This is a genomic window from Vibrio brasiliensis LMG 20546, from assembly GCF_000189255.1.
Taxonomy (GTDB): domain Bacteria; phylum Pseudomonadota; class Gammaproteobacteria; order Enterobacterales; family Vibrionaceae; genus Vibrio; species Vibrio brasiliensis.
In genome coordinates this window covers 105,234-128,564 of the sequence record NZ_AEVS01000090.1, presented here as the reverse complement: position 1 = coordinate 128,564, position 23,331 = coordinate 105,234, and the positions used below count along the sequence as shown (strand labels likewise).

Annotated in this window: 20 protein-coding genes and 1 pseudogene; 14 read left to right on the top strand and 7 right to left on the bottom strand. The window is 48.4% G+C overall.

Going from position 1 to position 23,331, the window contains the following annotated elements; all coding sequences use genetic code 11:
• The 9 genes and pseudogenes from RH46_RS18015 to RH46_RS17975 all read left to right on the top strand — a co-directional run.
• Positions 1-186, top strand: a pseudogene (locus RH46_RS18015) (hypothetical protein); the annotation flags it as partial.
• A gap of 9 nt (positions 187-195) precedes the next feature.
• Positions 196-879: an ABC transporter ATP-binding protein gene (locus RH46_RS18010; protein ID WP_006880953.1), complete on the top strand. Its 684-nt coding sequence runs from the start codon at positions 196-198 to the stop codon at positions 877-879.
• Entirely contained in the window at positions 867-2,126 is a 1,260-nt protein-coding gene (locus RH46_RS18005) for an ABC transporter permease (RefSeq protein ID WP_006880952.1), read from the top strand. Before RH46_RS18010 ends, RH46_RS18005 begins: the two co-directional genes overlap by 13 nt.
• Complete coding sequence (locus RH46_RS18000) at positions 2,119-2,877, top strand: outer membrane lipoprotein-sorting protein (RefSeq protein ID WP_006880951.1); 759 nt, start codon at positions 2,119-2,121, stop codon at positions 2,875-2,877. Before RH46_RS18005 ends, RH46_RS18000 begins: the two co-directional genes overlap by 8 nt.
• Complete coding sequence (locus RH46_RS17995) at positions 2,878-4,146, top strand: hypothetical protein (RefSeq protein ID WP_006880950.1); 1,269 nt, start codon at positions 2,878-2,880, stop codon at positions 4,144-4,146.
• Positions 4,146-5,180, top strand: coding sequence for a sensor histidine kinase (locus tag RH46_RS17990; RefSeq protein ID WP_006880949.1), 1,035 nt, complete (start codon positions 4,146-4,148; stop codon positions 5,178-5,180). Before RH46_RS17995 ends, RH46_RS17990 begins: the two co-directional genes overlap by 1 nt.
• A 12-nt stretch (positions 5,181-5,192) precedes the next feature.
• A complete protein-coding gene (locus tag RH46_RS17985; protein WP_006880948.1) occupies positions 5,193-5,984 on the top strand; it encodes a LytR/AlgR family response regulator transcription factor in 792 nt (263 codons plus the stop codon).
• Positions 5,985-6,061: 77 nt separating this feature from the next.
• The gene (locus tag RH46_RS17980) at positions 6,062-6,682 is read left to right on the top strand and encodes a DsbA family protein (protein WP_006880947.1); all 621 of its coding nucleotides are present in this window, start codon (positions 6,062-6,064) and stop codon (positions 6,680-6,682) included.
• A gap of 179 nt (positions 6,683-6,861) precedes the next feature.
• Positions 6,862-7,959, top strand: a complete 1,098-nt coding sequence (locus tag RH46_RS17975) for a hypothetical protein (protein ID WP_006880946.1) — start codon at positions 6,862-6,864, stop codon at positions 7,957-7,959.
• A 54-nt stretch (positions 7,960-8,013) separates the two neighbouring features.
• Here RH46_RS17975 and RH46_RS17970 read toward each other — a convergent pair whose 3' ends face one another.
• A complete protein-coding gene (locus RH46_RS17970; protein WP_006880945.1) occupies positions 8,014-9,645 on the bottom strand; it encodes a glycoside hydrolase family 13 protein in 1,632 nt (543 codons plus the stop codon).
• A 143-nt stretch (positions 9,646-9,788) separates the two neighbouring features.
• Here RH46_RS17970 and RH46_RS17965 point away from each other — a divergent pair, with 143 nt between their 5' ends.
• Positions 9,789-10,685 (top strand): LysR family transcriptional regulator, encoded by an 897-nt coding sequence (locus RH46_RS17965; protein ID WP_006880944.1) that lies wholly within the window; start codon positions 9,789-9,791, stop codon positions 10,683-10,685.
• A 49-nt stretch (positions 10,686-10,734) separates the two neighbouring features.
• Here the strand turns inward: RH46_RS17965 and malE are convergent, their stop codons facing one another.
• The 3 genes from malE to RH46_RS17950 form a co-directional block, all read right to left on the bottom strand.
• A complete protein-coding gene (malE, locus tag RH46_RS17960; RefSeq protein WP_006880943.1) occupies positions 10,735-11,913 on the bottom strand; it encodes a maltose/maltodextrin ABC transporter substrate-binding protein MalE in 1,179 nt (392 codons plus the stop codon).
• A gap of 184 nt (positions 11,914-12,097) precedes the next feature.
• Complete coding sequence (gene malZ, locus RH46_RS17955) at positions 12,098-13,954, bottom strand: maltodextrin glucosidase (protein WP_006880942.1); 1,857 nt, start codon at positions 13,952-13,954, stop codon at positions 12,098-12,100.
• Position 13,955: 1 nt separating this feature from the next.
• Positions 13,956-15,746 carry an alpha-amylase family protein gene (locus RH46_RS17950; protein ID WP_006880941.1) on the bottom strand — a complete coding sequence of 597 codons (1,791 nt, stop codon included), beginning with the start codon at positions 15,744-15,746 and terminating at the stop codon, positions 13,956-13,958.
• A gap of 400 nt (positions 15,747-16,146) precedes the next feature.
• On the opposite strand from RH46_RS17950, the gene RH46_RS17945 reads away from it, so the two are divergent.
• Together RH46_RS17945 and RH46_RS17940 are read left to right on the top strand one after the other, a co-directional pair.
• The gene (locus RH46_RS17945) at positions 16,147-16,341 is read left to right on the top strand and encodes a hypothetical protein (protein WP_006880940.1); all 195 of its coding nucleotides are present in this window, start codon (positions 16,147-16,149) and stop codon (positions 16,339-16,341) included.
• A gap of 228 nt (positions 16,342-16,569) precedes the next feature.
• Complete coding sequence (locus RH46_RS17940; RefSeq protein ID WP_006880939.1) at positions 16,570-18,480, top strand: methyl-accepting chemotaxis protein; 1,911 nt, start codon at positions 16,570-16,572, stop codon at positions 18,478-18,480.
• 74 nt (positions 18,481-18,554) lie between these two features.
• Here RH46_RS17940 and RH46_RS17935 read toward each other — a convergent pair whose 3' ends face one another.
• Positions 18,555-19,760, bottom strand: a complete 1,206-nt coding sequence (locus RH46_RS17935) for an MFS transporter (RefSeq protein WP_006880938.1) — start codon at positions 19,758-19,760, stop codon at positions 18,555-18,557.
• Positions 19,761-19,855: 95 nt separating this feature from the next.
• On the opposite strand from RH46_RS17935, the gene soxR reads away from it, so the two are divergent.
• Entirely contained in the window at positions 19,856-20,320 is a 465-nt protein-coding gene (gene soxR, locus RH46_RS17930) for a redox-sensitive transcriptional activator SoxR (RefSeq protein WP_040896161.1), read from the top strand.
• On the opposite strand, the gene RH46_RS17925 is transcribed toward soxR, so the two are convergent.
• Both RH46_RS17925 and RH46_RS17920 read right to left on the bottom strand, forming a co-directional pair.
• Entirely contained in the window at positions 20,294-21,169 is an 876-nt protein-coding gene (locus tag RH46_RS17925; RefSeq protein WP_006880936.1) for an AEC family transporter, read from the bottom strand. The two genes, soxR and RH46_RS17925, sit on opposite strands and share 27 nt — an antisense overlap.
• A gap of 324 nt (positions 21,170-21,493) precedes the next feature.
• Positions 21,494-21,973, bottom strand: coding sequence for a peptide-methionine (S)-S-oxide reductase (locus RH46_RS17920; protein ID WP_040896159.1), 480 nt, complete (start codon positions 21,971-21,973; stop codon positions 21,494-21,496).
• Positions 21,974-22,330: 357 nt separating this feature from the next.
• On the opposite strand from RH46_RS17920, the gene RH46_RS17915 reads away from it, so the two are divergent.
• Positions 22,331-23,329: an ABC transporter substrate-binding protein gene (locus RH46_RS17915; RefSeq protein ID WP_040896169.1), complete on the top strand. Its 999-nt coding sequence runs from the start codon at positions 22,331-22,333 to the stop codon at positions 23,327-23,329.
• Positions 23,330-23,331: the final 2 nt, after the last annotated feature.

Genomic DNA, 23,331 nt, shown 5'->3' with positions numbered 1-23,331 from the left:
GCGGATGACTTGTTCAGTCAGCAGCATTATGACGCCATTTCTTGGGTTTATATCTACGCGATACGTGCAGCGCTAAGAGCAGAAGACAAGCCTCAGGCGCAGCAGTGGCTGGCAGAGATGCAAGCTCGCGCTCCTCAGCATCCAGTGACGATTCAGGCTCAAGCCCTTATAGACTCAGCAGCTTAAGGTGGCGTTATGATAGATTTTCAACACATCAGTAAGCAATATCATATTGGTCAGCAGCAGGTAAACGCGCTGAGTTCGGTCAGTGGACAGATCGCTAAAGGCGAGATGGTCGCACTGTGCGGTCCTTCGGGCTCTGGTAAAAGTACTCTGCTTAATATTCTTGGCCTGCTTGATATGGATTACCAAGGGGTGATCAACCTGTCAGGTCAGCCTTATCCAAAACATGCCCTTGAAGCGGCTCGAATGCGCCGCAGTCAGCTTGGCTTTGTGTTTCAGAAATTCAACCTCATCCCGGTGATGACCGCCTGGGAAAATGTTGCCTATCCATTGATGCTTAATGGTTATTCACTACTGGAGCAAAAACAGTTGGCATTGGAGATTCTGGCCAGAGTGGGGCTGGAAGAGTTTGCTTACCACCGTCCGGATAACCTGTCAGGTGGTCAGCAGCAGCGTGTCGCTATTGCCCGGGCGCTGGTGCATAAACCGCAAATGGTGATTGCCGATGAACCGACCGCGAGTCTCGACAGTCATACCGCTTCGGTGGTGATTGAACTGATGAAAAGTCTCGGCCATGAACGAGACACCACTTTTATCGTTGCGACCCATGATCCGCGTATGGCACTTCAGTGCGATCGTAGCATCGACCTGCTTGACGGAACCATCAACAAGGAGCCAATCAAATGGGCAAGTTAATTCCAGATTCTGTACGAATCGCTTATCTCAACCTACAGCGAAACCGCCGTCGCAGTGTGTTGTCGATACTTATCATAGCGATTGCTATCTTTGCTCTGACGTCAGCCGGAGGCTTTGGTCTTTACACCTATGATTCCCTTAAAGAATCCACCGCCAGAGAGACCGGCCACTTAACCATCAGTCAGCCCGGTTATTTTGAGCAGGATGAAGAGATGCCTTTAGCAAATGGCATTGCTGACAGTGTGCCGATCACCACACGTCTGTTGGCAAACGATAAGGTTCGTGGTGTACAGCCGAGAGTTGAGTTTACCGGTTTAGTGTCAAACGGCAGTAAATCGACCATCTTTGTCGGCACAGGCGTAAATGATCGTGAATTTGACATGAAAGGGCCGTTTCTTGATGTCCGAGAAGGGAAAACCCTGTCGAGTGTTCACTCTTCTCGTTATGATCCAAGTGAGCCGGAAGTGATGCTGGGCGTTGATCTGGCGCGCAACCTGAGTGTTAAGCCGGGCGACTGGGTCACCTTGCTCGCGACCACCAGTGACGGCGCGTTAAACGCATACGATTATAAAGTACGCGGAATTTACTCAACCGGGGTACCTGAGCTTGATAAGCGCCAGCTATACGTGCATATAGACTCGGCGCAGCAGTTGCTGAGTAGCGACAAAGTCAGCACCTTATCGGTGTTCCTGTTTGAAACTGAACACACCGCCGAGATGAAGCAGTGGGTTAGCGAGCAGTTATCACAGATGGCATTGAAGCAAGCTGTCGAGGTCACTCCTTGGCAGGATCGCGCTTTCTTCTACAGCAAAGTGAAAGATCTCTATGACCGCATCTTCGGCATCATGGGGGCGGTTATGGCGCTGGTGGTATTCGTTGCCCTGTTCAACACCATGACCATGTCGGTGACCGAGCGTACCCGTGAGATAGGCACTTTGTCTGCATTAGGAACTTATCCGCGAGAAATTGTTTCTGGCTTTGTTCGCGAGTCAGCCCTTCTTGCCCTGATTGGCTCGTGCATTGGTGGTGCGTTGAGCCTTGTGACGAGCGGATTGCTGATGGTAGTGGATGTGCAGATGCCACCGCCACCGGGTCGCACAGAAGGTTATCCCCTTAATATCTATTTTTCCCCGGAACTGCTGGCGATGACCGCCATCGGTGTACTGGCAATCTGCGTGACTGCTGCCTGGTTGTCTGCATCAAAAGGCGTCAAGAAGCCAATAACGGAGGCACTAATTTATGTTTAGTTCACTGCTCAAGATAAGCGCAGCTATCTTCATTACGCTCATTGCATCAAGCGCGGTAGCGAAAGATGTCGAGACCATGGTCAAAAATGCTGACCACTATCGGCTAGATTCAGAGTCAGCCAGAGTCGTCTCTATGGTGAGTCTGTATGAGAATGGTCAGTTGGATAAGACCCGTGAGTACAATGTCTACACCCGTGAAAACCGTGAGTCTTTGGTGCTGTTCAAATCTCAGGTTGAAGCCGGACAAAAGATGTTGATGCTGGGCGACAACTATTGGCTGGTGATGCCGAAAAGCCGTCGCCCGATCCGAATCACGCCGATGCAAAAGTTACTGGGTGAAGCGTCGGTGGGGGACATTTCGACTCTTACCTGGAGTGAAGATTATCAGGCAACCTTTGTTAAACCTGAGACGCTTGAAATAGATGGTGATTCGCGCGCCGTCAACTATTTGCGTTTAAGAGCATCCACTAAGGGAGCAAGTTACGCCAAGATCGATCTGTGGTTGGATGCAGAGAGTGACTTCCCAATCAAAGCCGATCTGTATCTGCGTTCAGGAAAGCTCGCCAAACAGGCTTGGTTTACTTCTGGAGATCGACAAGGTAAGCGCCGTGTGGTTGCCATGACTCTGCTCGACCAAATCCAACCCGCTAAGAAGACGGTGATTGAATATCAGGATATTAGCCCGTTTGAGCTCGACGATAAGTACTACAACCCGGCTTATCTGACCCGAAATGCTTTGTCGGAGTTATAGATGAAAAGCGCATTGATCCCTATCTCTGCGATGCTGGTAGCGAGCACGGTAAATGCTCAGTCGTTTGAACTGGACTGGGACTCAACCCTGAGTCTCAGCTCGGCGCAGCATCGTCATTCCGATTTGCTCGGTGAGCCACAGCGTCAGAGCACGGACACGGTTGATGCTGTCATTGATGTTCAGTTTGAAGGCTACGGCGTCACCGCTCTTGTTGCAGCGAAAGGCAGTCAGGTTTACAGCTCCGATCCTACCCAGAGCTATAAAGGAGAACTGATTGTGCAGGAGCTGTTCTGGCAAGGGGGGACGGAATTGTTCTCCTTGCCTGTCGATGTGACGCTTGGCAAAGTCAGGCTGGACTGGGGTGTGGGGTACGGATATCGACCGCTCGACTTGTTTAAACCTTATCGTCGCAATCCGGTTGGGATACAGGTTGAAGAAGGGACAGGCACCGCAATGGCTTCTTACTTTGATTTAGCCGGTGAGTGGAGCGTGTTTTACACCGACTCTTCCTGGACCAAACAACAGGGTAGTGAACTGGAACAAGCGTCCGAACAGCAGGGGGGGGGACTCAGGCGGTATGTCCTCAGTGGTGATAATGAGTGGCAGGCTCTGGCTTACTATGACGACGTACGTCATGGCGTGTTGGCGGGCTCTGTGGTGACCGTGTTTGATGACGCGTGGTCAATGCATGGTTCTGCGGTCTATCAGAACCGTTACCTTGGTTATCAGCAAGGAGGGTTCATCAGTCCGGTGACGTTGGCGAAACAAAGCGATGGCTATCAGGCTTTGCTTGGCCTCAACTGGGCCAATGCCACCGGTCACAATGTAATTGTTGAATACTGGTTTGATAGTCGAAGCTGGAGCGAGAGTGACTGGAAGCAGGCCTATCAGCGAGTGGATACGCTAAACGCCACGAATGCGCTGGCTCCTCTGGCATCATCCTACGCTCAGGGGTTAAGTCAGGTCAATTTAGTGCAACATAACCTGATGTTCCACTGGACAATGAATGCGACGGCATGGAGCCAGTGGCCACTGACACAGCAGCAACTGTGGCTGGATAATTTAACCCCGACGTTTGATCTGCTCTATTCACCGCAAGATCAAGGCGTGATTGCCACACAATGGCTTGAATATCAGGTTTATGATTCAGGTACTGCTTCGCTCTCGGCTGAACTTGCAGCGCGTTTTATGACAGGAAGCCGAGACTCTCTATATGCAAATCTGCCTGATAAGCGTATGATTTTTCTTAATCTGAAAGGGAAGTTTTGATGAATAACTCAGTCTCCTATGCCTCAAATGCAGTCAAAAGCTTTGGTTACACCACTATCTTTTGTGCGGTGATCGCTTTTGTCACTCAGTCTATCTGGCCGAGTCCCTATACTGAGCATCTGGCGATCAGCTTAGGCTATGGATATAGTTCAGTTGCTGGTTCACTGCTTATCAGCTGGTGGCTACCTCAGTTATCCAACCAGATCGTGACGGCACTCTCTCTTGTGGTTGCCATGGTATTTGGCACCATTAACGCCTATTGGTGGCTCAATACCTATGACCGTTTCTCTGATTTCAGCCAACTAAAGCCTGTGATGGTGCTGGGCTTTATCTTCTCGGTGACGTGCTTTTTCTACTTTTACACCCACGAGCAGAAACTGTTGGCGCAAAAAGAGCTTGAGACAGCTAAGCGTATTCAGTCCGAGCAAGAAAAAGCGCTGGTACTCAGTCAGCTACGCCAGCTACAAAGCCAGATAGAGCCGCATTTCCTGTTCAATACTTTGGCCAACGTCAATGCGCTTATCAGTCACGATCCTAAAAAGGCGCAACATATGTTGGAGAAACTGACCGAGTTGCTACGTGGCACGCTGCACAATAGTCGTCAGACAAATTCGACACTCAGTGCTGAACTCAGTCTGATCGATGCCTATCTGGCGATTCAGCAGATCCGTTTGGGGGAGCGCTTAAACTATCAGATCAGCAATCACGTCACTCAGTCCTTACCACTGGCGCCGTTGCTATTGCAACCTCTGGTCGAGAATGCGGTTCAGCATGGTATAGAACCTAAAGCGGAAGGCGGAGAGGTGGTGATTGATATCTCTCAGCAACAACAAGTCATCACGATTGAAGTCTCGGATACCGGCGTTGGGCTGGATAGCGTGAGCGCGAGTTCAGGGCATGGAATTGGACTCGACAATACCCGTGAGCGAGTCAAAGCCTTATATGGCGAAGAGGCGAGTTTATCGGTTCGTCAGGGAGAGTCAGGGGGCGTTAAGGCAGTGATTCAAATCCCTATCGCCAAACTGGAAATGTAAGCAGGAAGCATCATGAACCATATAGCGTACAGCGCAGTGATTGCCGACGATGAGCCTTTGTTGCGTCATCATCTCAACAAACTATTGGCCGAATACTGGCCTGAGCTGGAGATTGTTGGTCAGGCCCAGAATGGTCAGCAAGCGTTAGAGCTTATCGAACAATACAAACCCAGTATTGCTTTTCTCGATATTAAAATGCCGCAACTTGATGGTATGTCTGCCGCCAGACAGCTTATGAGCAATGGTACTCAAACTGAGATTGTTTTCATCACCGCTTACGATGAGTATGCGGTGCAGGCTTTTGAAAACAATGCGGTTGATTACTTGCTCAAACCCCTGTCAGAAAAGCGTTTGGAGCAGTGTATCGCGAAACTCAAAACGCGTCTTAGTAATGACAGTGCCACCGGACAGCCTGACATGTCGGCGCTGCTTAGCCAACTGCAACAGATCAACGTTCAGGCAACGCCCAACTACCTGAACTGGATACGAGCCAGTAAAGGCGAAGACATTCACCTGATCTCAACCGACGATGTACTCTACTTTAAAGCGGAAGACAAATATGTCTCCGTCTTTGCCAGAGAAGGTGACACTAAGGCGGAATATCTGCTGCGTACCTCACTTAAGGAGCTGTTGCAGCAGCTCAATCCGCAGCATTTCTGGCAAATTCATCGCTCGACCATTGTGAATGTTTCAGCGATTGAGAAGGTCAAGAAAGTGATCACTGGTAAAATGGTGGTAGTGATTGGCAATGAAAAGCTACCAGTAAGCCGCGCGATGCAAAGTCAGTTTACCAACTTGTGGTAATGGTCGGGCTGCTTGTATAGTCAGGGTAGTCTTATCAGAAATCTAACTCGTTTGAGCTCACTGGAGGAGCCGCCATTATGTCGACCAGTAATAAACTCTATTATGTTTTTGACCCAATGTGCTCATGGTGTTGGGGTTATAAACCCGTTTGGCAAAAAATCACTCAGGCTTTGCAAGATAAAATCGACATTCAGTATGTGGTCGGGGGACTGGCGCCAGACTCGGATCAGCCGATGCCAGAGGAGATGCAGCAGCAGATAGCCTCTTACTGGAAGAAGATTGAAGACTTCCTCGGAACCGAGTTCAACTATGACTTTTGGAGCCAAAATACGCCGCGCCGTTCTACTTACCCATCCTGCCGAGCGGTCATGGCTGCTCGTAAGCAAGGTGCAGAGCAATCTATGCTCGCCGCTATTCAGAGTGCCTATTATCTGCAGGCGCGTAACCCAAGTGATAATGACGTACTGATTGATCTGGCAAATGACATCGGCCTGGACGTCGCCAGATTCGAAGCGGACCTATTGTCTGAGGAACTCAACCAGCAATTTATGCAGGAGCTGGAGTTTGCCCGCAGCATTGGTGGAAACAGTTTTCCGTCCCTATTTGTCGCGACAGAACAAGGCGTAGTGGAGCTGCAAGTGGATTACCAGTCAGCTGAAACCACGATTGATCAGGTCGAGCAGATCCTATCCTGGTAAGTCTGCTCCCCATCAATGACATAAAACCCCTGACTCTAGCATTACGCATAACACGTGCCACAACTTCGTCTTGTGAACATTCGATCTAACAGAGGCGCTGGTTAGCCAATATGTTCTAATACAAAAGTGCTATTGGCCATATACTCAATAAGGGCGAATGAGAAGTGTAGGAGTTGGGTATGACGTTGACAAAAAATCTGTGGCTCGTCGCGACAGTGTTACTGTTTTCTGTGGCAGCAGAGGCGGGGAAACCGGTAAAAAGCGATGGAACCTATTTGGGTAATGGCTTCCCTAGTGGAGAGCATTTCAACCTTATTCTGCATGGTAAAAAAGACACTCATATTTGCGAAACGTACGTAGAGATTGTTGAAATAACCGATACGGATTTGGGGGATGTAACAGAGCCGTTTTATGCTATCGGTGACGAGTATCTCCCGGGTGAGTGTCCAACTCAGGCAGGCTTTGAGTATCGATGCGCTTACGGCAATGTGATCAGCATGCCAAGAGGCAGTGACAGCAGCCAAATCCTGATGGAGTCGGGTTCTAAAGGGCCAGCGAAAAAATCCGGTAGTGATGCGGATTTAGACTCGACTACCTTACAAGTCACCGATGCCTGTACAGGCTACAGTGGCAACGATCCGGCGGTAGTTCGCATTCCAGCCGACAAGGATGGCTATGCTGTCTATGCACGGGTGTTAGGTAAACCTACTGACGATGGAGGCCCTGACTTTAGTGTCACCGGGCGCGAAATTCCAATCATAGGTGATGGCGACAACACCACGGATGATGTGTGGTTAATCGGGGTAATAGATAACGAAGGTGCTTTGATCCCGGGAACCTGTGACGATGGTGGCTGTACGCTAGAACGCTGGGAGTCGACCGAGAAAGGTAAGGGCGCTAAAACCGCGACCAACTTAACCGGTTTGTTCAGTTTTAGCGGCGAAGTATGTTACTGGGAAGATGACGAGTCCTGTTTGGATGGTAATACCAATGTCTGTTCCGACAAAGACTTTTGTTGCACCGTGGTTGATGAGTATGACGGGCTTGGTGATATTGAATACAACGGTACAGTCTATGACTGTGAGGTAGCGGACGACACCACGCTTGATGAGTTTGGCATGTGTCTCGCAGATGGTGACGTGGTCGATACCTTACATTGCCGTACTTATGAGGAAGAGTGGATCTTCAACATTGAAGACTTCGTTAACGTGCTATTTGATATCAACAACGACGCATATAACGTTCAGATAAGACTTTATCCGTTACCGCTCAAGTAATGGAGTGCTAACAGATAACAAAGAAACACCGGGCAGCTACCCGGTGTTTTGCTGTTACAGCATCAGTGCATAAGACTCATACGGTTGCAGTGTGATTTCCTCAGCCAGTGCGGTGACAGGCTCGATATTGGTAATCAAGGTAGTCACATTGCGCTGGCGCAGGTGCTCAGGCAGCTCGACAGTCAGTGTCTCGGCACTGAAGTTACTGACGACCATCAAGTGTTGCTGGTCATCTTTTCGCTCGTAGGCGAACACCTGAGGATGTTCTTCAAGCAGCGGAATAAAGTCGCCATAGACCACCACAGGGTGTGCTTTACGTAGCGAGACCAGTTGCTTGTAGTGGTAGAAGATGGAATGACGGTCTTCCAGTGCTGCAGCGACGTTTATTTCTGGATAGTTCGGGTTAACCTCAATCCAAGGCGTTGCGTTTGTGAACCCTGCGTGATGGTCATTGTTCCATTGCATTGGCGTACGTGCATTATCGCGGCCATTTTCATGGATCGCGGACATCATATGCTCGTGGCTAACACCAGACTCGGTTTTAACTTTATAGAAATTGAGGGTCTCAATGTCTTTGTATTGCTCGATGCTGTCAAAGGCGACGTTGGTCATGCCGATCTCTTCGCCCTGGAATATGTAGGGTGTGCCCTTCATAAAGTGCAGCGTGGTTGCCAGCATTTTTGCTGACTCAACTCGGTATTCTTTATCACAGCCATACTTAGAGACAACACGCGGCAAGTCATGGTTGTTCCAGAATAATGAGTTCCAGCCTTGATTACTTAGCTCTACCTGCCATTTGGTCAATACCTGTTTGAACTGCTTAAGGTCAAGAGGGATCGGTTGCCATTTGTCACCATTTTGCCAAGTCAGTGTGATGTGCTCAAACTGGAACACCATTGATAGCTCTTCGCGTGCCGGATCGCTGTAAAGCTTGGCAATCTCAGGTGTCGCGCCCCAGGTTTCTCCCACTGTCAGCAAGTCTTTGTCACCAAAGGTGGCTTTGTTCATCTTGTGCAGTAATGGGTGAAGTCGTTCACCGTTACCTGTGACGCCTTTGTCGATTTCCTTGCCAATCAGGTCGATAACATCAAGGCGGAAGCCTCCAATGCCCTGATCAATCCACCAGTTCATCATCGCAAACACTTGGTCATGGACGCGAGGGTTTTCCCAGTTTAAGTCGGGTTGGCGTTTGGAGAACAGATGGAAGAAGTACTGTTGGTTTTCTTCGTCCCATTGCCATGCGCTGCCACCGAAGATAGAGTCGATATCACTTGGCGGTGTGCCGTCTGGATTGGCGTCGCGCCAGATGTAGAAATCGCGATAGTCGCTGTCTGGGCTCTGTTTTGCGTCGACAAACCACGGGTGCTCGTCAGAGGTGTGGTTAACCACTAAATCCATGACGATACGAATCCCGCGCAGTTTGGCTTGCTCTATCAGATCGCGCATGTCGTCCATGGTGCCAAATTCGGGCGCAATGGCCTGATAATCTGAAATATCGTAGCCGTTGTCATCCATTGGTGACTGATAAACCGGTGAGAGCCAGATAACGTCGATCCCCAGATTCTGCAGGTAATCGAGTTTACTGATGATGCCTTGAAGGTCACCGATACCATCATTGTTTGAGTCACAGAAGCTACGCGGGTAAATCTGATACACCACGCTGTCATGCCACCAACGCTTTTCCATTTTACTGCCTTAATTGATTTGGATACTGTGGCGACTATAGCGAACTCTGTGCAACAAAAATAATTGATTATTTGAATTGTCCTATAGAAAAAATCAATATCAAAAGCTACTCTCTCGGTTCCTGTAAAGTGAAGTATAAGAACATGGATAAACAGTATCGTTATTTTTACGAAGTGGCTCGTCAGGGCAGCATCAAAGCGGCTGCAGATAAACTCTTTATCAGCCAGCCATCTCTCACGACGGCGATTAAAAAATTGGAAGAGCAGCTCGGAACGGATCTGTTTATTCGTAAGTCGAAGGGAGTTGAGTTAACCGAGTATGGCTGGGTTTACTTTCGCTATGTGCAGGAAGTGCTCGAGAAACATACTCAAATGATCCATCAGCTTACTGATATGAAGTCGCGCAGTGGTGGTAAGGTTAAGCTTGGCGTTGGCGAAGCCTGGTGGGAGTGTTTTGCTGCGCAGGCGGTTGAGCGCTTTACCAAACAGTTTCCTCATAGCTCAATGCACATCGAATTTGGTAACGGCTTATCGATGTTGCACCATTTGATTAACGACGACATTGACTTATTTATTGGCCATGAAATTGTCGGTATTCACTCTCGTCATCGGGTCCGCTTTATTCCATTGTTCCAAGAGCGAGAAGCCTGGTATGTCAGGCCGGAACATCCGTTATTGGGTCAGTCGGATCTGGTAGAAAAAGCCAGTGATTATCCATTGGTTAAGGTCACCCCTGATCATGCCCGCCATGGAGATGTGCTGACGGAAGAAGGCGCTGAACTGTTTAGTGCGGCGGCGCAGGATACCCGTGTGACGTACGAGCTTGACTCGCTCTCTGCCAGTGTTGATATGGTCAAAATGAGTAACGCCATCATGCCATATACCTCAGAGATGAAGGCGCACTTTGAGCAGGCTGGACTGAAGTTACTGTGGGTTAACCAGCAGCAGTTGGGACAGGTCGGTATTTACACTAAGGTTGGAGATTTTACAGAGCCGACTCAGGCTTTGATTGAGCTTATTCGTAAAAAAGCCGAGAGCTAGGCTCTCGGCAAAGGGTAAGGACAGGAACAAATGAAATACGGCTGAATGGTTACTTAACGATCTGTTTAGCCGCCGTATCCAGGGCTTCTTTCACCGTCTGTTTGCCTTGCATAGCGTTATCAATCGCTGCGCCTTCAGCAAACCAGTAAGCAGTCATTTGCGGAATGTTTGGCATGATTTCGCCATTCTCAGCGTTAGTCATGGTTGCCTTGATACGTTCGTCACTTTCAAGGATCGTCTGGAAACTCTTCAGAGTTACCGCGCCAAGTGGTTTGTCGTCGTTCATCACTTTGAGTGCGTCATCAACAAACAGGTAGTTCTCAAGGAACTCAACCGCCAGATCACCGTTTGGACTGGCTGCGTTGATACCCGCGCTGAGTACGCCAACCAGTGGGTTACCTTTACCGCCGTTTAGTGTTGGTAGTTCAGCGACACCATAGTTGAGTCCCATTTTGTCCAGGTTGCCCCAAGACCAAGGACCGTTGATGGTCATTGCTACTTCACCTTTGCTAAATGCGGCTTCAGAGACAGAGTAATCCATATCAGGGTTGACTACTCCCTGGTTGACCATATCAACCAGGAACTGAAGGCCTTTGACACCGGCTTCATTGTTAACGCCTGTTTTGTCTGCGTTGTAGCCACCCGCTACTTTTTCAAATGTGAACGCGCCGCCTGAAGAGATCATCGGCCATGTGAAGTAAGCATTTTTTACATCCCACATAATGGCTTGCTTGCCTTGTTGCGCCATTTGCTTATGGATTGCAGCGAGCTCTTCCCAGGTTTTTGGCGGCTCTGGCAATAGGTCTTTGTTGTAGATTAGCGAAGGCGCTTCAACCGCCATTGGGTAGCCCATCAGCTTGCCGTTAACGGTGACCGCATCCCAGCTAAAGTCGACAAGCTTATCTTTAAACTCCTGACTTGGATTCACCTCTTTCAGCAGACCCGCTTCCGCATACCCACCAAAACGGTCGTGAGCCCAGAAAATAATATCTGGCCCCATGCCTTTCGCCGCCACTTTTTCAAAGCGTGCCTCAAGAGACTCAGGGTGCTGAACGATAACTTTTACACCAGTATCTTCCTCGAACTGTTTACCGATTTGAGCAAGACCTTCGTAGCTTTTGTCACCGTTAATCCAAATGGTGATTTCGCCTTCGGTCATTGCCGCTACAGGGCTAGAAGCAAGGACTGCCAGTGTGCAGATAGAAAGAGGTTTTAGAAGCTTTTTCATTAGAATCAATCCATGTCATTAGTATGGCGATAAATTTACTCGTCTGATCGAGGATTGAAAAATACAAATTTCAATCGATTCTATAGAAAAAACCTATATCACTGTCTGATGGTGTGCTGGTGTTCAAAAAAATCGGCGCTAACGGTTGTTAGCGCCGACAAGTTATAGATGAAATTGTGTGATATTAGCCATTAACAGCGTTTGACAGCAAGGCGCTCGACAGAGGTGGCAGTGACAATTTCAACACACCATTTTGTGGCAGGTAAACAGAGGAATCGAGCAAATTGGTGAGCGGAGTCTCATCAATATTGACTTGCCATACAGGGATCTCGCGCTCAATGGACGTTTTGCTCAGGTTAAAGGCACTGACCACCACTTCACCCTGATAGAGTCGGGCATAAACCAGACACTGATCGTCGAAATGTAGGGTCATATAGTCACCTTTATACAGTGCTGGCGACTGCTTTCTGATCTTGATGAGCTGTTGTAGCCATGGCAAATAGTCACTGTGTTCGACGGCGTCCCAATCCATAGTGCGACGGTTATCCGGATCATGGCTACCGAGCATACCAATCTCTGTGCCGTAGTAGATACATGGCGTGCCGACGTAGCTAAATAGCATGCTGGCAGCAATCTTAAACAGCTCTGGCTGATGCTTGACCAGTTCTAGGAAGCGCGCTGTGTCGTGACTGTCGAGCTGGTTAAGCTGAGCGAGCTGGTTTTGCCATGGGAGTTTGGCTCTTGCCTCCGCCTGCCATGTGACAAAGTCATTAACGCTGATCTCGATAGGGTCGAAAGAAATATCCAACCTGGCAAGCAAGGCTCTGACAGGGTGGGCGAAGCCGTAGTAGTTCATCGCGCCATCTTCCTGATCACCCTGAAGCCATTGGCTGGCTTCAAAGAAGTGTTCACCAAGTACGTAACAGTCAGGGTTTACCTGCTTTGCTGCTTGACGAAATGCCTTGACGTAATGAGCGTTATTCTTGGCGCCTTCACCTTCGCCCAGCATGTGTATCACATCAAAACGCCAGCCATCAATCTGATAAGGTGGTTTAAGCCAGTGCTTGATCACTGAGTCTTCACTTTGATAGATGTAGTCGCGAACCTGCTGGTTTTCAAAGTTAAGCACGGGCAGGGACTGGATACCTTTCCAGCCAATGTAATGGTGACTGTCGCCATCAAAGAAGTAGTAATCACGATAAGGTGATTGCGGTGACTGGTAGGCGCCAGATGTCGGCTGTAATCCCTGCAGATTAAACCAGGGGTGCTCGGTTGATGTGTGGTTAAACACCGCATCGAGCATAACTTTCATTCCTCTCTGGTGGAGATTATCACACAACTGAGCGAAGTGATCGTTGGTCCCGAGATGTGGGTCGATCTGCAAATAATCGGCGCAGTCATATTTATGGTTACTTGGCGCGGTGAAGATAGGGTTCAAATAGAGCGCCGTCACTCCCAGCTGTTGCAGGTAATCGAGTTTCTCTTCGACTCCGTAGAGATCGCCGCCGTAGAATTCACATCCGCCGTACCCGTGTTTAGTATCGACTGGCTCGCCCCACTGTTTGGCAACGACGGCCTTTTTGCCGCCAGAGACCAGATATTCATCCTGTTTAACGCTGATGTCTGGTTTACCGTTACAGAAACGATCAGGGAAAATCTGATAGAACACCTGCTGGTGTACCCACTCAGGGGGTTGGTGACACGCATTGTATTTAAAGTGACTCTCTTTAGCCGGAATACGTCTGGTAACGCCGTTACCCGCCAGCCAGAATTGTCCCTGCTTGGTGAGCAGTTTAAACACATAGTGGGTGACGTCTCGGTCATGATTGAGCTCAAAGCTCGCGGTCCAGTAATTCAGGTATTTGTCGCTGTGGCTCAATACCATTTCGACCAGATACTCTTCGTTGTCTGGTTCATGACGGAGCATCACTTTGGAATAAGTCATCGCCTTGTCGGTGATAAGAGTCACCAACAAGGTGTTGCCTTCACGGACTAGCCAGTCACTCGACTGGCCGTGATAGATAAAGGGCAATGATTGCATGTTAGCCTCGATACAGTGGCAGGTTATCTAAACAAATAAAATGCGTGGCTAATGGTGCCAGCGACAGAGAAAGGGTAGCGCCACGATCGGTGATCCTGAGCTGATAGTCTTGTTGGTTCAGTTTGTCGACGAGTGGGTAGACGCCGTGACCCAGCTGCCACTGACTAATGACAGAGTCAGGGATGGTCAGTTCTACCTGTTTGCTGTTGTTGTCGCAGAAGTTACAAGCCACTATGACTGCCTGTTGCTGATCACTGCGAGCAAACGCGTAGAGCTTATCTTTCATCTCTGCGAAGTTTTGGACGTTAGCGCCGTAAAGGTCGTGGTAATCACCACATAAGGCTGAGTTGTTTAACGCCAGGTTAAGCAGCTTAACGTAGAAGGCTCTGAGCGATTTTTGCGCTGGAGATAACTGGCCGCCATCAAACTCTCCTTCATTCATCCATTGCTGATGTGCCGGGACACCAACATAGTCGAATATGGAGGTACGAGTAGGCTGACCAAAGCCACCGTGCTCTGTGCCAGCTTCCCCCACTTCCTGACCAAAATAGATCATGGTCGGTGCGCTAGACAGGCAGGTCGAGACTAACATTGCAGGCTTACCTCGTTCCCCGCTGCCTGCAAACGCCTGTGATGCGAGGCGCTGCTCATCATGGTTATCGAGAAAATGCAGCATGTGATGTTCAATATCACGCAACTCATGTTGAATACGACCAATCTCGCTGGTCGATCCGCTGCCGCGAATCACGGCTTTTAAGCTGTCATACAGATCGACCTTGTCATAGAGGTAATCCATTTTGCCAAGCTGAATATAGTCGCGATAGAGATCGGGTTGATAGACTTCTGCGAGCAAGAAGGCCTCTGGCTTGGCTTGTTTGATGGATGAGTTCATAAAGCTCCAGAACTCAACAGGAACCATTTCCGCCATGTCATAGCGGAAGCCATCAACGCCTTGCTCTAACCAGTAGAGAGCGATATCGCGAAACTTAAGCCATGAACTCGGGATGGATTTATCGCGCCAGAACTGGAAATGTTCCTCGGCAGACTTGTGGCGGTACGCCTCTGGCAGGATATCAAAATCCTTGCTGCCATCAGGTCTTACGCCATAGTTCACTTTGACGGTCTCATACCAGTCATCATGATTTGGTTGGGCGAGCCTTGAGCCGTTGCCGGTCCATTTCGCCGGATATTCAACGAACGGTGTCTCCAGACCTGGGTGCGATTCTCCACCCAGAGGACGCTGATCTTGTAAGGCGTGCGGTAGCTTAAAATGTTCGCCGGGGATGTAATAGAAATTGTTGTCACGCTGATAAGCCACACTGGTGTCGTCGTCGGCACCAAAGTCACGTACTCCTGACGGGTTGTTGAGGCCCTTATAAACACGAGCTACATGGTTAGGCACGATATCAATGATGACCTTCATGCCCGCTTTATGGGTTCGTTCGATTAACTGTTGAAACTCTTGATTGCGCTGAGCTGGGTTGTCCGCCAGATCAGGATTGACGGAGTAGTAATCTTTTACCGCATACGGAGAACCCGCACGCCCTTTTACAACGTCCGGGTGGTCGTTCTCAATGCCAATATTCGTGTAATCAGCAATCAAGGCATGATGAGGAACGCCGGTATACCAGATATGGCTGATGCCGAGTTGACGGATTTCCTGTAGCGCTTTATCGCTAAAGTCACTAAATTTACCGACCCCATTTTGCTCAATGGTTCCCCATGGAGTATTGGTTTGGTTGGTATTGCCAAACAGGCGAGTGAAGACTTGGTAAATGTTCAGTTTTTGCATGATAGTCGCGAGCCAAAAGTAGAGTGTAGTTAGGCTAGTTCAAGGGTGTAAAAGGCAACTCATCCTTTTTAGCACTATTGGGGGGCGTAGAGAGCAAAAGTGTGATTTCGCTTAAAAGTTTATTTTTTGCAGCCTAATAGCTTGCTGGCAGGCTATTGATCCACTCAATGACCGACTTGTTGAGCGATTAGTGAAATAGCCGATGAAATAGTTGGAAAAAGCTCACAGAATGACATTGAAGATCGCAACTGGTTTATTGCTTATAGGGTGGTTATTTACCTTAAAATCAGTAGTTTAGTCTCGTTTTGTAGTCTCTTCTGCTACAAAAGTTAACTTTGACACCAGTTGCGGTTTTTCTACGCTTAATAGTGATTAAAACGTCAGATGAAAGGAGAACACAATGGCGAGGTTCCAACAAGACATACCAAATCGAGTCACGGTTTATCATGATGATATTGACCAAGAAAAAGCCCTGAAAAATGCGATGTTGCCTGAAAAACCAAGATACTTTAATGGCTCACCGACCTATGAAGCAGCTAGCGTCGATGAGTTTCGTAGCAAACTGAGTCAGATTGGCATGTCTCTCGACGTGTAACACTATTTTTCTACTCAAGTAAGCAGCCAATATGGCTGCTTTTTTATTCCCTTATGACAGAAATCTGCGTCCAATCACTATAACTCACACTTCAGCTCAATAATCACAGTTAAGAGCTGGATCTTTATCATATTCCTACCACAATTTACTTACAGATTTAATAATAAATTCGAATGGCTGAGTATGTCCTGTTGGAGGGATAGCGAGGTAGCGAATAAGGAATTGGTAATGAGAAATTTAGGATTTAGGAAATTACTGCTGATTTCGATCATTGCTCTGGTTGTCTTTTCGGTGACGGTTTCAAGTTACGTCTCCTACGTTAAGCAGAAAGAGACATTAGTTGAGCTGATCACAAGTGGTAATCAGGATTACGTGAAAGCCCAAGCTGATCAGATTGGTAATAAGCTAAACGAGAAAGTAGCCGGATTAGACAAAGTGGGCGAGCAATTTGCCAATAAACCGATCACGGGTACAGAGCAGGATTTTATCAATCTCACTCATTTGATTGCGGGTGGTATGAACCTCAACAGTTCAGTGGTGGCGTTTACTAACGGTGATGCTTATTGGAATCAAACCGCGGGCACCTGGCCTAATCACAAATACAATGGTGATGTGACCACCCGAAGTTGGTATCAACTGGGCAGGCAAAGTCCGGCTGCAGCGATGACAGAACCTTACTTAAGTAGTGATGGGGACACGTATTGGGTGTCGATTGTGCGCAAAACAATGAGCGGCATGATTTCAGTTGATATGCAGCTTGGCTTCCTCAACGACATTGTCAAAGGCGCCAATGATATTCCCGGTGCGTTTGCAATGATCCTTAACCACGATAAGACGGTTCTTGCTTCGTCGCTGTCAGAGGTGAAAGCAGGTGAGAAGGCAGATAAATATCCGTGGTTAACGGATGTGGCATCACGCTCTATTGGCAAGGACAGTGCGCTCTTTGATGGTTATAAAGACTCGGTAGAAAAGCTGTTCTTTGCTCATAAGATTAATGTTGCCGGTAAGAGTTGGTATTTCGTTACGGGTCTGGAAAAAGAGATAGTGTTTTCCGACTTAGCATCCGCCAAACAGGCCGCAATCACTACCGCTGTCATTGCGACGGTGGTGAGCGTTATTCTTGCTATGGTCATCATGCAAGTTCTCTATCGCCCAATTCTGGTGTTAAAAGAGACCATGCTTGGACTCAGTCAGGGCAATGGTGATCTGACCCAGCGTATAGAAGTCAAAACTAAGGATGATCTTGGTGAGATTTCCGAGAGTGTTAACTCCTTCATTGCCAGCTTACAAAGCATGATGTTAGAGATTCGTCAGATGACTGAAAACCTCAACGAGAACGTCGATCGAATGAAAGATCAGAGCCAGCGCAACAGTTCCATTTTACAGAGCCACGTTCAGGAAACCGAGCAGGTGGTGACCGCAATTGAAGAGATGAATTCAACCGCTGACTCTATGGCAACCGATGCAGCCAATACGGCGCAACTGACTCACAAAGCGAGTGAAGCGAGTGCTGCCTCTAAGGCGACGGTAACTCAGGCCCAAAACAACGTGCAAGAATTAGTTGATGATGTAAGTAATGCTTCTGGTAATGTGAACAATATGGCGTCTGAGACTGACGGCATCAATACCATTTTGGGTGTGATAGGGGACATTGCAGAGCAGACCAACTTATTGGCGCTTAACGCTGCAATTGAGGCTGCCCGAGCTGGTGAACAGGGACGAGGCTTTGCGGTCGTGGCTGATGAGGTTCGTAATCTTGCCAGCCGAACCAAAACCAGCACCGAGGAAATAGAAGCGGCGCTGGCGAGCTTATTGCGTGGTAGTCAATCGGTCGTGGATTCAATGGACTCAACCAAACAGAAGTGTGCCCAGACAGCTGAGGGGGCTGGGGAAGTAGCGGAAAGCCTTGATGTCATGACCCAATTCGTAACGGATATCAATGATCTCAGTACTCAGATAGCGACAGCCGCAGAAGAACAAAGCAGTGTCACTCAGGAGCTGAGCCGTAATATGAGTGCCATCAACGATATTGTTGGTGAGCTCGATGCTAACGGTCAGCAGGCGCTTGAAGAGGCGCAGAGAATTTCTGACATGAACCAGTCACTGGCGGAAATCGTTGCCCGTTTTAAACTCTCTTAATCATATCCGGTTGTTAAAAAGAGGTACCTTGAGGTACCTCTTTTTACTTCTACCCTAAACGGCGCCTAATGACGCTAGCTGGCAACTTGTGCCTGTAAAGGTTGCGAGCGATTAAGCAGTACCATTATTACCACGGCTGCCAGCATGGTGAACGCCGCAATAGCGAAGCCATATTGAGTGAAACCATTATGGGCCAACAGCGCGATGATGACGTAACTCAGGCTCTGTACTGATGTGGAAAAGAGCACCAGCCCACCTTCCACCCTGCCACGTTGACTGATCTCAATCGTATGGTGCATCCAGTTAGTTCGGGCGATGCGGTTGAGCGCATTAAAAAAGCCGAACACTAAGGTCATCAGCAGGATATAACCCGGGTGCGTTGCCATGCTCATTCCAAACAGGGCAAGGGCAACCAAAGCCATAGAGTACTGCATGGTGGTTTGATGAGAACTCATTGACAGAAGTTTACTTACCAGCACCCCTGTGAGCAGTGAGCCGAGACCAAATGAGATGTTATAGCCCGCATACCAGTCGCCGGAAATGTTGTTTTCAGCAAACCAGATTGGTACCAGCTTGCCAAGAAAAGTAAGAATTGGATAAGAGAGGCAAGATAGCAGTAGGAAAGCATAAAAACGTGGTTGCTGGGCAAAGATGGCTCGGCTTTGTTTCATTTGAGCGATAAAGGAACTGCTATGGCTATCGCGTAGTTGTTTATTATATGGTGTGACAATGTAACTTAAAGCCGCTAGTGCGGAGGCGAAAGTTGCAAAGGCAGCAAACTCAACCATTCCCCACGTTTGCAGTAAAATGACACCCAATGCGCCGGCACCAAGCGTGGTGGTCTGCATAACGATTTCCTGCTTGCCTGAGATAGAAGCGTACTCGTGGCGCTGATAATTTTCCTGAGTGAAGGCGTTGTTGGTCGACCAGGCAAGGTTGCTGCTTACCCAAAATACCATCTGAGCACCAGCCAGTAGCCAGTGAGAGTCAAGGTTTACGATGTGTGCGAGCAACACTATCGCGGCGGTCAGTGACTGAATAACCTGAACAGCAATCAACAGTGCCTTACGTGAACGGCGGTCGATTAATGTGGCGAAGAAGGGCGTAAGGACAAACGATGTTGCTGTACAGGCTAATGCCACCATGGCGACAAAGGTGCCCATATCTGGTGTACTCAGCATGATCCAGGGCAAAGCCATCATAAACAGGCCTGATGAAATACCATCAAAAAAGCGGCCTGATAGGTAAGGTAGGGTTCTGTTGTTTGCCACTAGTCTCATTGAAATATCCTTATGTAATCGTGCTGAGTTAGTGCTACTCTAAAACCTCAAGTTAACTTTAGGTAAAGTGTTAATTTCACTTTTTTGGGGCGAATATGGAAATGAGCGTGGGAGAAGTGGCAAAGCGGGCAGAAGTGAAAGTGTCGGCTTTGCATTTTTACGAACAGAAAGGGTTAATCTATAGCTGGCGAAATCAGGGCAACCAACGCCGTTATCATCGCAGTGTTCTAAGGCGCATTGCGGTGATCAAAGCGGCTCAGGAAGTCGGGCTGACGTTAGAAGAGATTGCAGAATCACTTGAACACCTGCCTAAGCATCAAGCGCCAAATCGACAGGAGTGGGAGCGACTGGCCTCTGGTTGGAAAGATCGCCTGGAGCACCGCATTCAACAGCTTAAAGCTTTGCAGGATGATCTCGGCGGCTGCATCGGCTGTGGTTGTCTGTCGATGGAGTCGTGCGCCATTTACAACCCGCAGGATATACGTGCTGAGACCTTTAAAGGTAAGACGATGCTTACCAATCCGGAAGAGTGGTCACAAGGAGAGGGCGAAACTGAGTAATAGCGGCAGGGTAATGATACTGAAGAAGTTACTAAACAGCACCATGGACGCCACTTTCACCGGTTCAATCTGGAATCGCTCGGCAAACAGATAGTTCATCACTGCGGGCGGTAGCATGGTGAACAACACCATCATCTGCAGTTGCATCGTCGGTAGTGGAATGAACCAGTAGATCACTGCGAAGCTAATAGCACCCGTGAGCAGTGACTGTAAGCTACATAGGATACCGACCTTCAATCCGCTGACTCGCAGATTACACATCTGAGCGCCAAGTGAAAGCAGCATCACTGGTACCGCCGCCTGCCCGAGCAATGAGGTTGCTTCGTAAAGCGGGGACCAGACACCAATTCCAGTCAGGTTCAACACTAACGCTGAGCTGGCAGCGAGGAAAATTGGCATCTTGATGATCTGTTTAAACGGGTTACCTTCACTGAGCAGTGCTAAGCCGAGGCTGATGTGTAGACAGGCGGAAACCACGAACAGCAATACCGCCGATGCGAGGGCTGTGTCACCGAAGGTATAGGTAAACAGGGGGATCGCCAGATTACCACTATTCCGGAACATATGTGGCGGCGCCCAGGCTTTGTACTTCAATCCGGCCAGTTTGCATACAGGGAGCATAACCAGTCCGGGCAGTAAAACGGCAACTATGGCTGCACTCAACAGAGGGACTTGCTCGGTATCAAGTGGCATGGCAACAAGGGATGAGAACACCAACGCAGGGGTAAAGGCATCCATATTAATGCGGTTGATTGGCTTAAAGTCTGGTTTAAGCCAACGGCCAACCGAGAAGCCCACCGCGATCAATGCGAATACCGGAAAAAGTATCCCTACGACTTGCTCAAACATGTCAATCCTTGAATTTTTCTATAGCGTTAGACCAAATTACTGGATTTTTAACCGATACAACAGCACCTTATGAAAATTATCTGCGAGGATCTCACTTGTCACTGCTAATCGGCATTAACTGCTGATACTGAGCGTTTAACTCTATACCGAAGTATTGCTGCAATACAGCCAGATAACTTTCGTCATCGTTTAGCTCAATTTGCTCACCCTGACGAATGGTTAACGTGTAGTTAAGCTGTGTGACAATTCCCTGTTCCGTGGGTAGGCACGCGGTTCTGTTCTCTCAATCCTTGTGATACTTGAAGTCAGCGTGAGTCTCGTAGGCTACGGTTGTCGGTATTTGCGCAGCAGATCAATCGGTATGTGGCAGTAGTCGTCAGGAAAGCGAGTCAATCTGTCCTGATGTTCGTCGTCACTCTTAACGTAATTGGACAGAAGCTTTATTTCAACGGCGATCTTGTCACTGTCAGGGCGCTGAGCGATGTGGTGTTGGGCGCGCTGTAAATGTTGCTCATTCCGACTGTAAACACCAGTACGGTACTTTTCGCCGATGTCCTGACCCTGTTGGTTAATGCTGTAGGGATCGATGATTTCAAACAGATAATCAATCAGTTGTTCAACAGAGACGAGTTCGGTATCGAACTGGGTACGAACACACTCTGCGTAACCATCATATTGGCTTAATGTCGTATTAGTGGTGCCGTTTGCGCGTCCTGCTTCAGTATTTACCACGCCAGGTAAGTGGCGCATAAACTCCTGCACTCCCCACAAACAACCGCCTGCGAAATAGATTTCTTCGAGCAAGATCGGGTTCCGTTTAATAACTTAATCTGGCATTAAAACAGATCCCTCAGGTAAGGGATAGCCCTAATCTTGTCTGTCATCGACTTTGGTGCGTGACGATGTCGCGACCCAACAGGTTATATTGAGCAAGCTGATGGTTTGCACTTTGGTGATGGTCAATACGACAAACGGGTTTGCCACAACGGCGAATAGATTTAGTAGAAATGGATTTAATGGCTGACTTTTTGTGAGCTGAATTAAACTTTTGAAGAAATTGTTTATGACAACATAAAAAAGTTGAGCCCTTGGTGCACATTCTTAATTCATAGACTAAATTTATATGTGCTAGGTTTCGTATGTAAAATGGATCTGCCAATGATGCCGATTATAAAATATAAAAAATTGGCGCTTAGTGTATCTGTGATTGTGTTGTGCGCGGTGGCTTGGGGCGTGATAAATGTAATGGAGAGCAGTCAAACGACTCGGTCTTCAAAAATTAAGATAGGGGTCTCTCTGTCGCCTTTGTCGTCGCCGTTTTTAGTCGCCGATCAGCTAGGATTCTTTAAACACTTCAACCTCGACGTTAGTTTACATCCCTGCTCAAGCGGTGCCGCCTGTACCGAGCTTATGCTGTCTCGAAATGTCGACTACGCCACGGCTTCGGAGTCTGTGGTGATGTTTCAAAGCTTTCAACGCGATGATCTCTCTTTATTGGTCAGCTTTGTAGAGTCAGACAATGACCTCAAACTACTGACGTTAGTCCCCAGTAGAATCGACAGTGTCAAAGAGCTGGAAGGTCGTAAGATTGGTATTATCAAAGGCACGGCCAGTGAGTTCTATTTTGACTCAATTTTGATTAGCAATAACCTCAAGCACATGCCAGTGGAGAAGGTCTACCTACAGCCCCACGAGATGGTGCCTGCACTGCTTTCCTACCGTGTTGATGCAATATCAGCATGGGAACCAATGGGGTTTGAAGCGGACCTATTATCCGTGGCCGACGTTGCTAATCTTGGTGTCAAAGGTGTATACCAACTGTCATTTAATCTTATTTCCCGGTCACCCTATCTGGAGTTTGTTGGCGACGAGCCTGCAAGGCTGCTTGAGGCGCTGGATATGGCGATTGAATGGATAAATAACAATCCTGAGCGAGCAATAGAAATGATTGCTGCGCGTCTTGATCTTCCACCAAGTCAGGTGCAATGGACCTGGCAGGACTATCTGTTCCGTTTGTCGTTGGGTAACTCGTTGCTGTCGAACTTACAGTTACAGTCCCGTTGGGCAATTGAAGCCGGTTTAGTCGACAATTCACCGCCAGACTTCAGGGAAGTGTTTTACGCTTACCCATATCGCAAAGTCGTAGAACAGAGGGATTAACG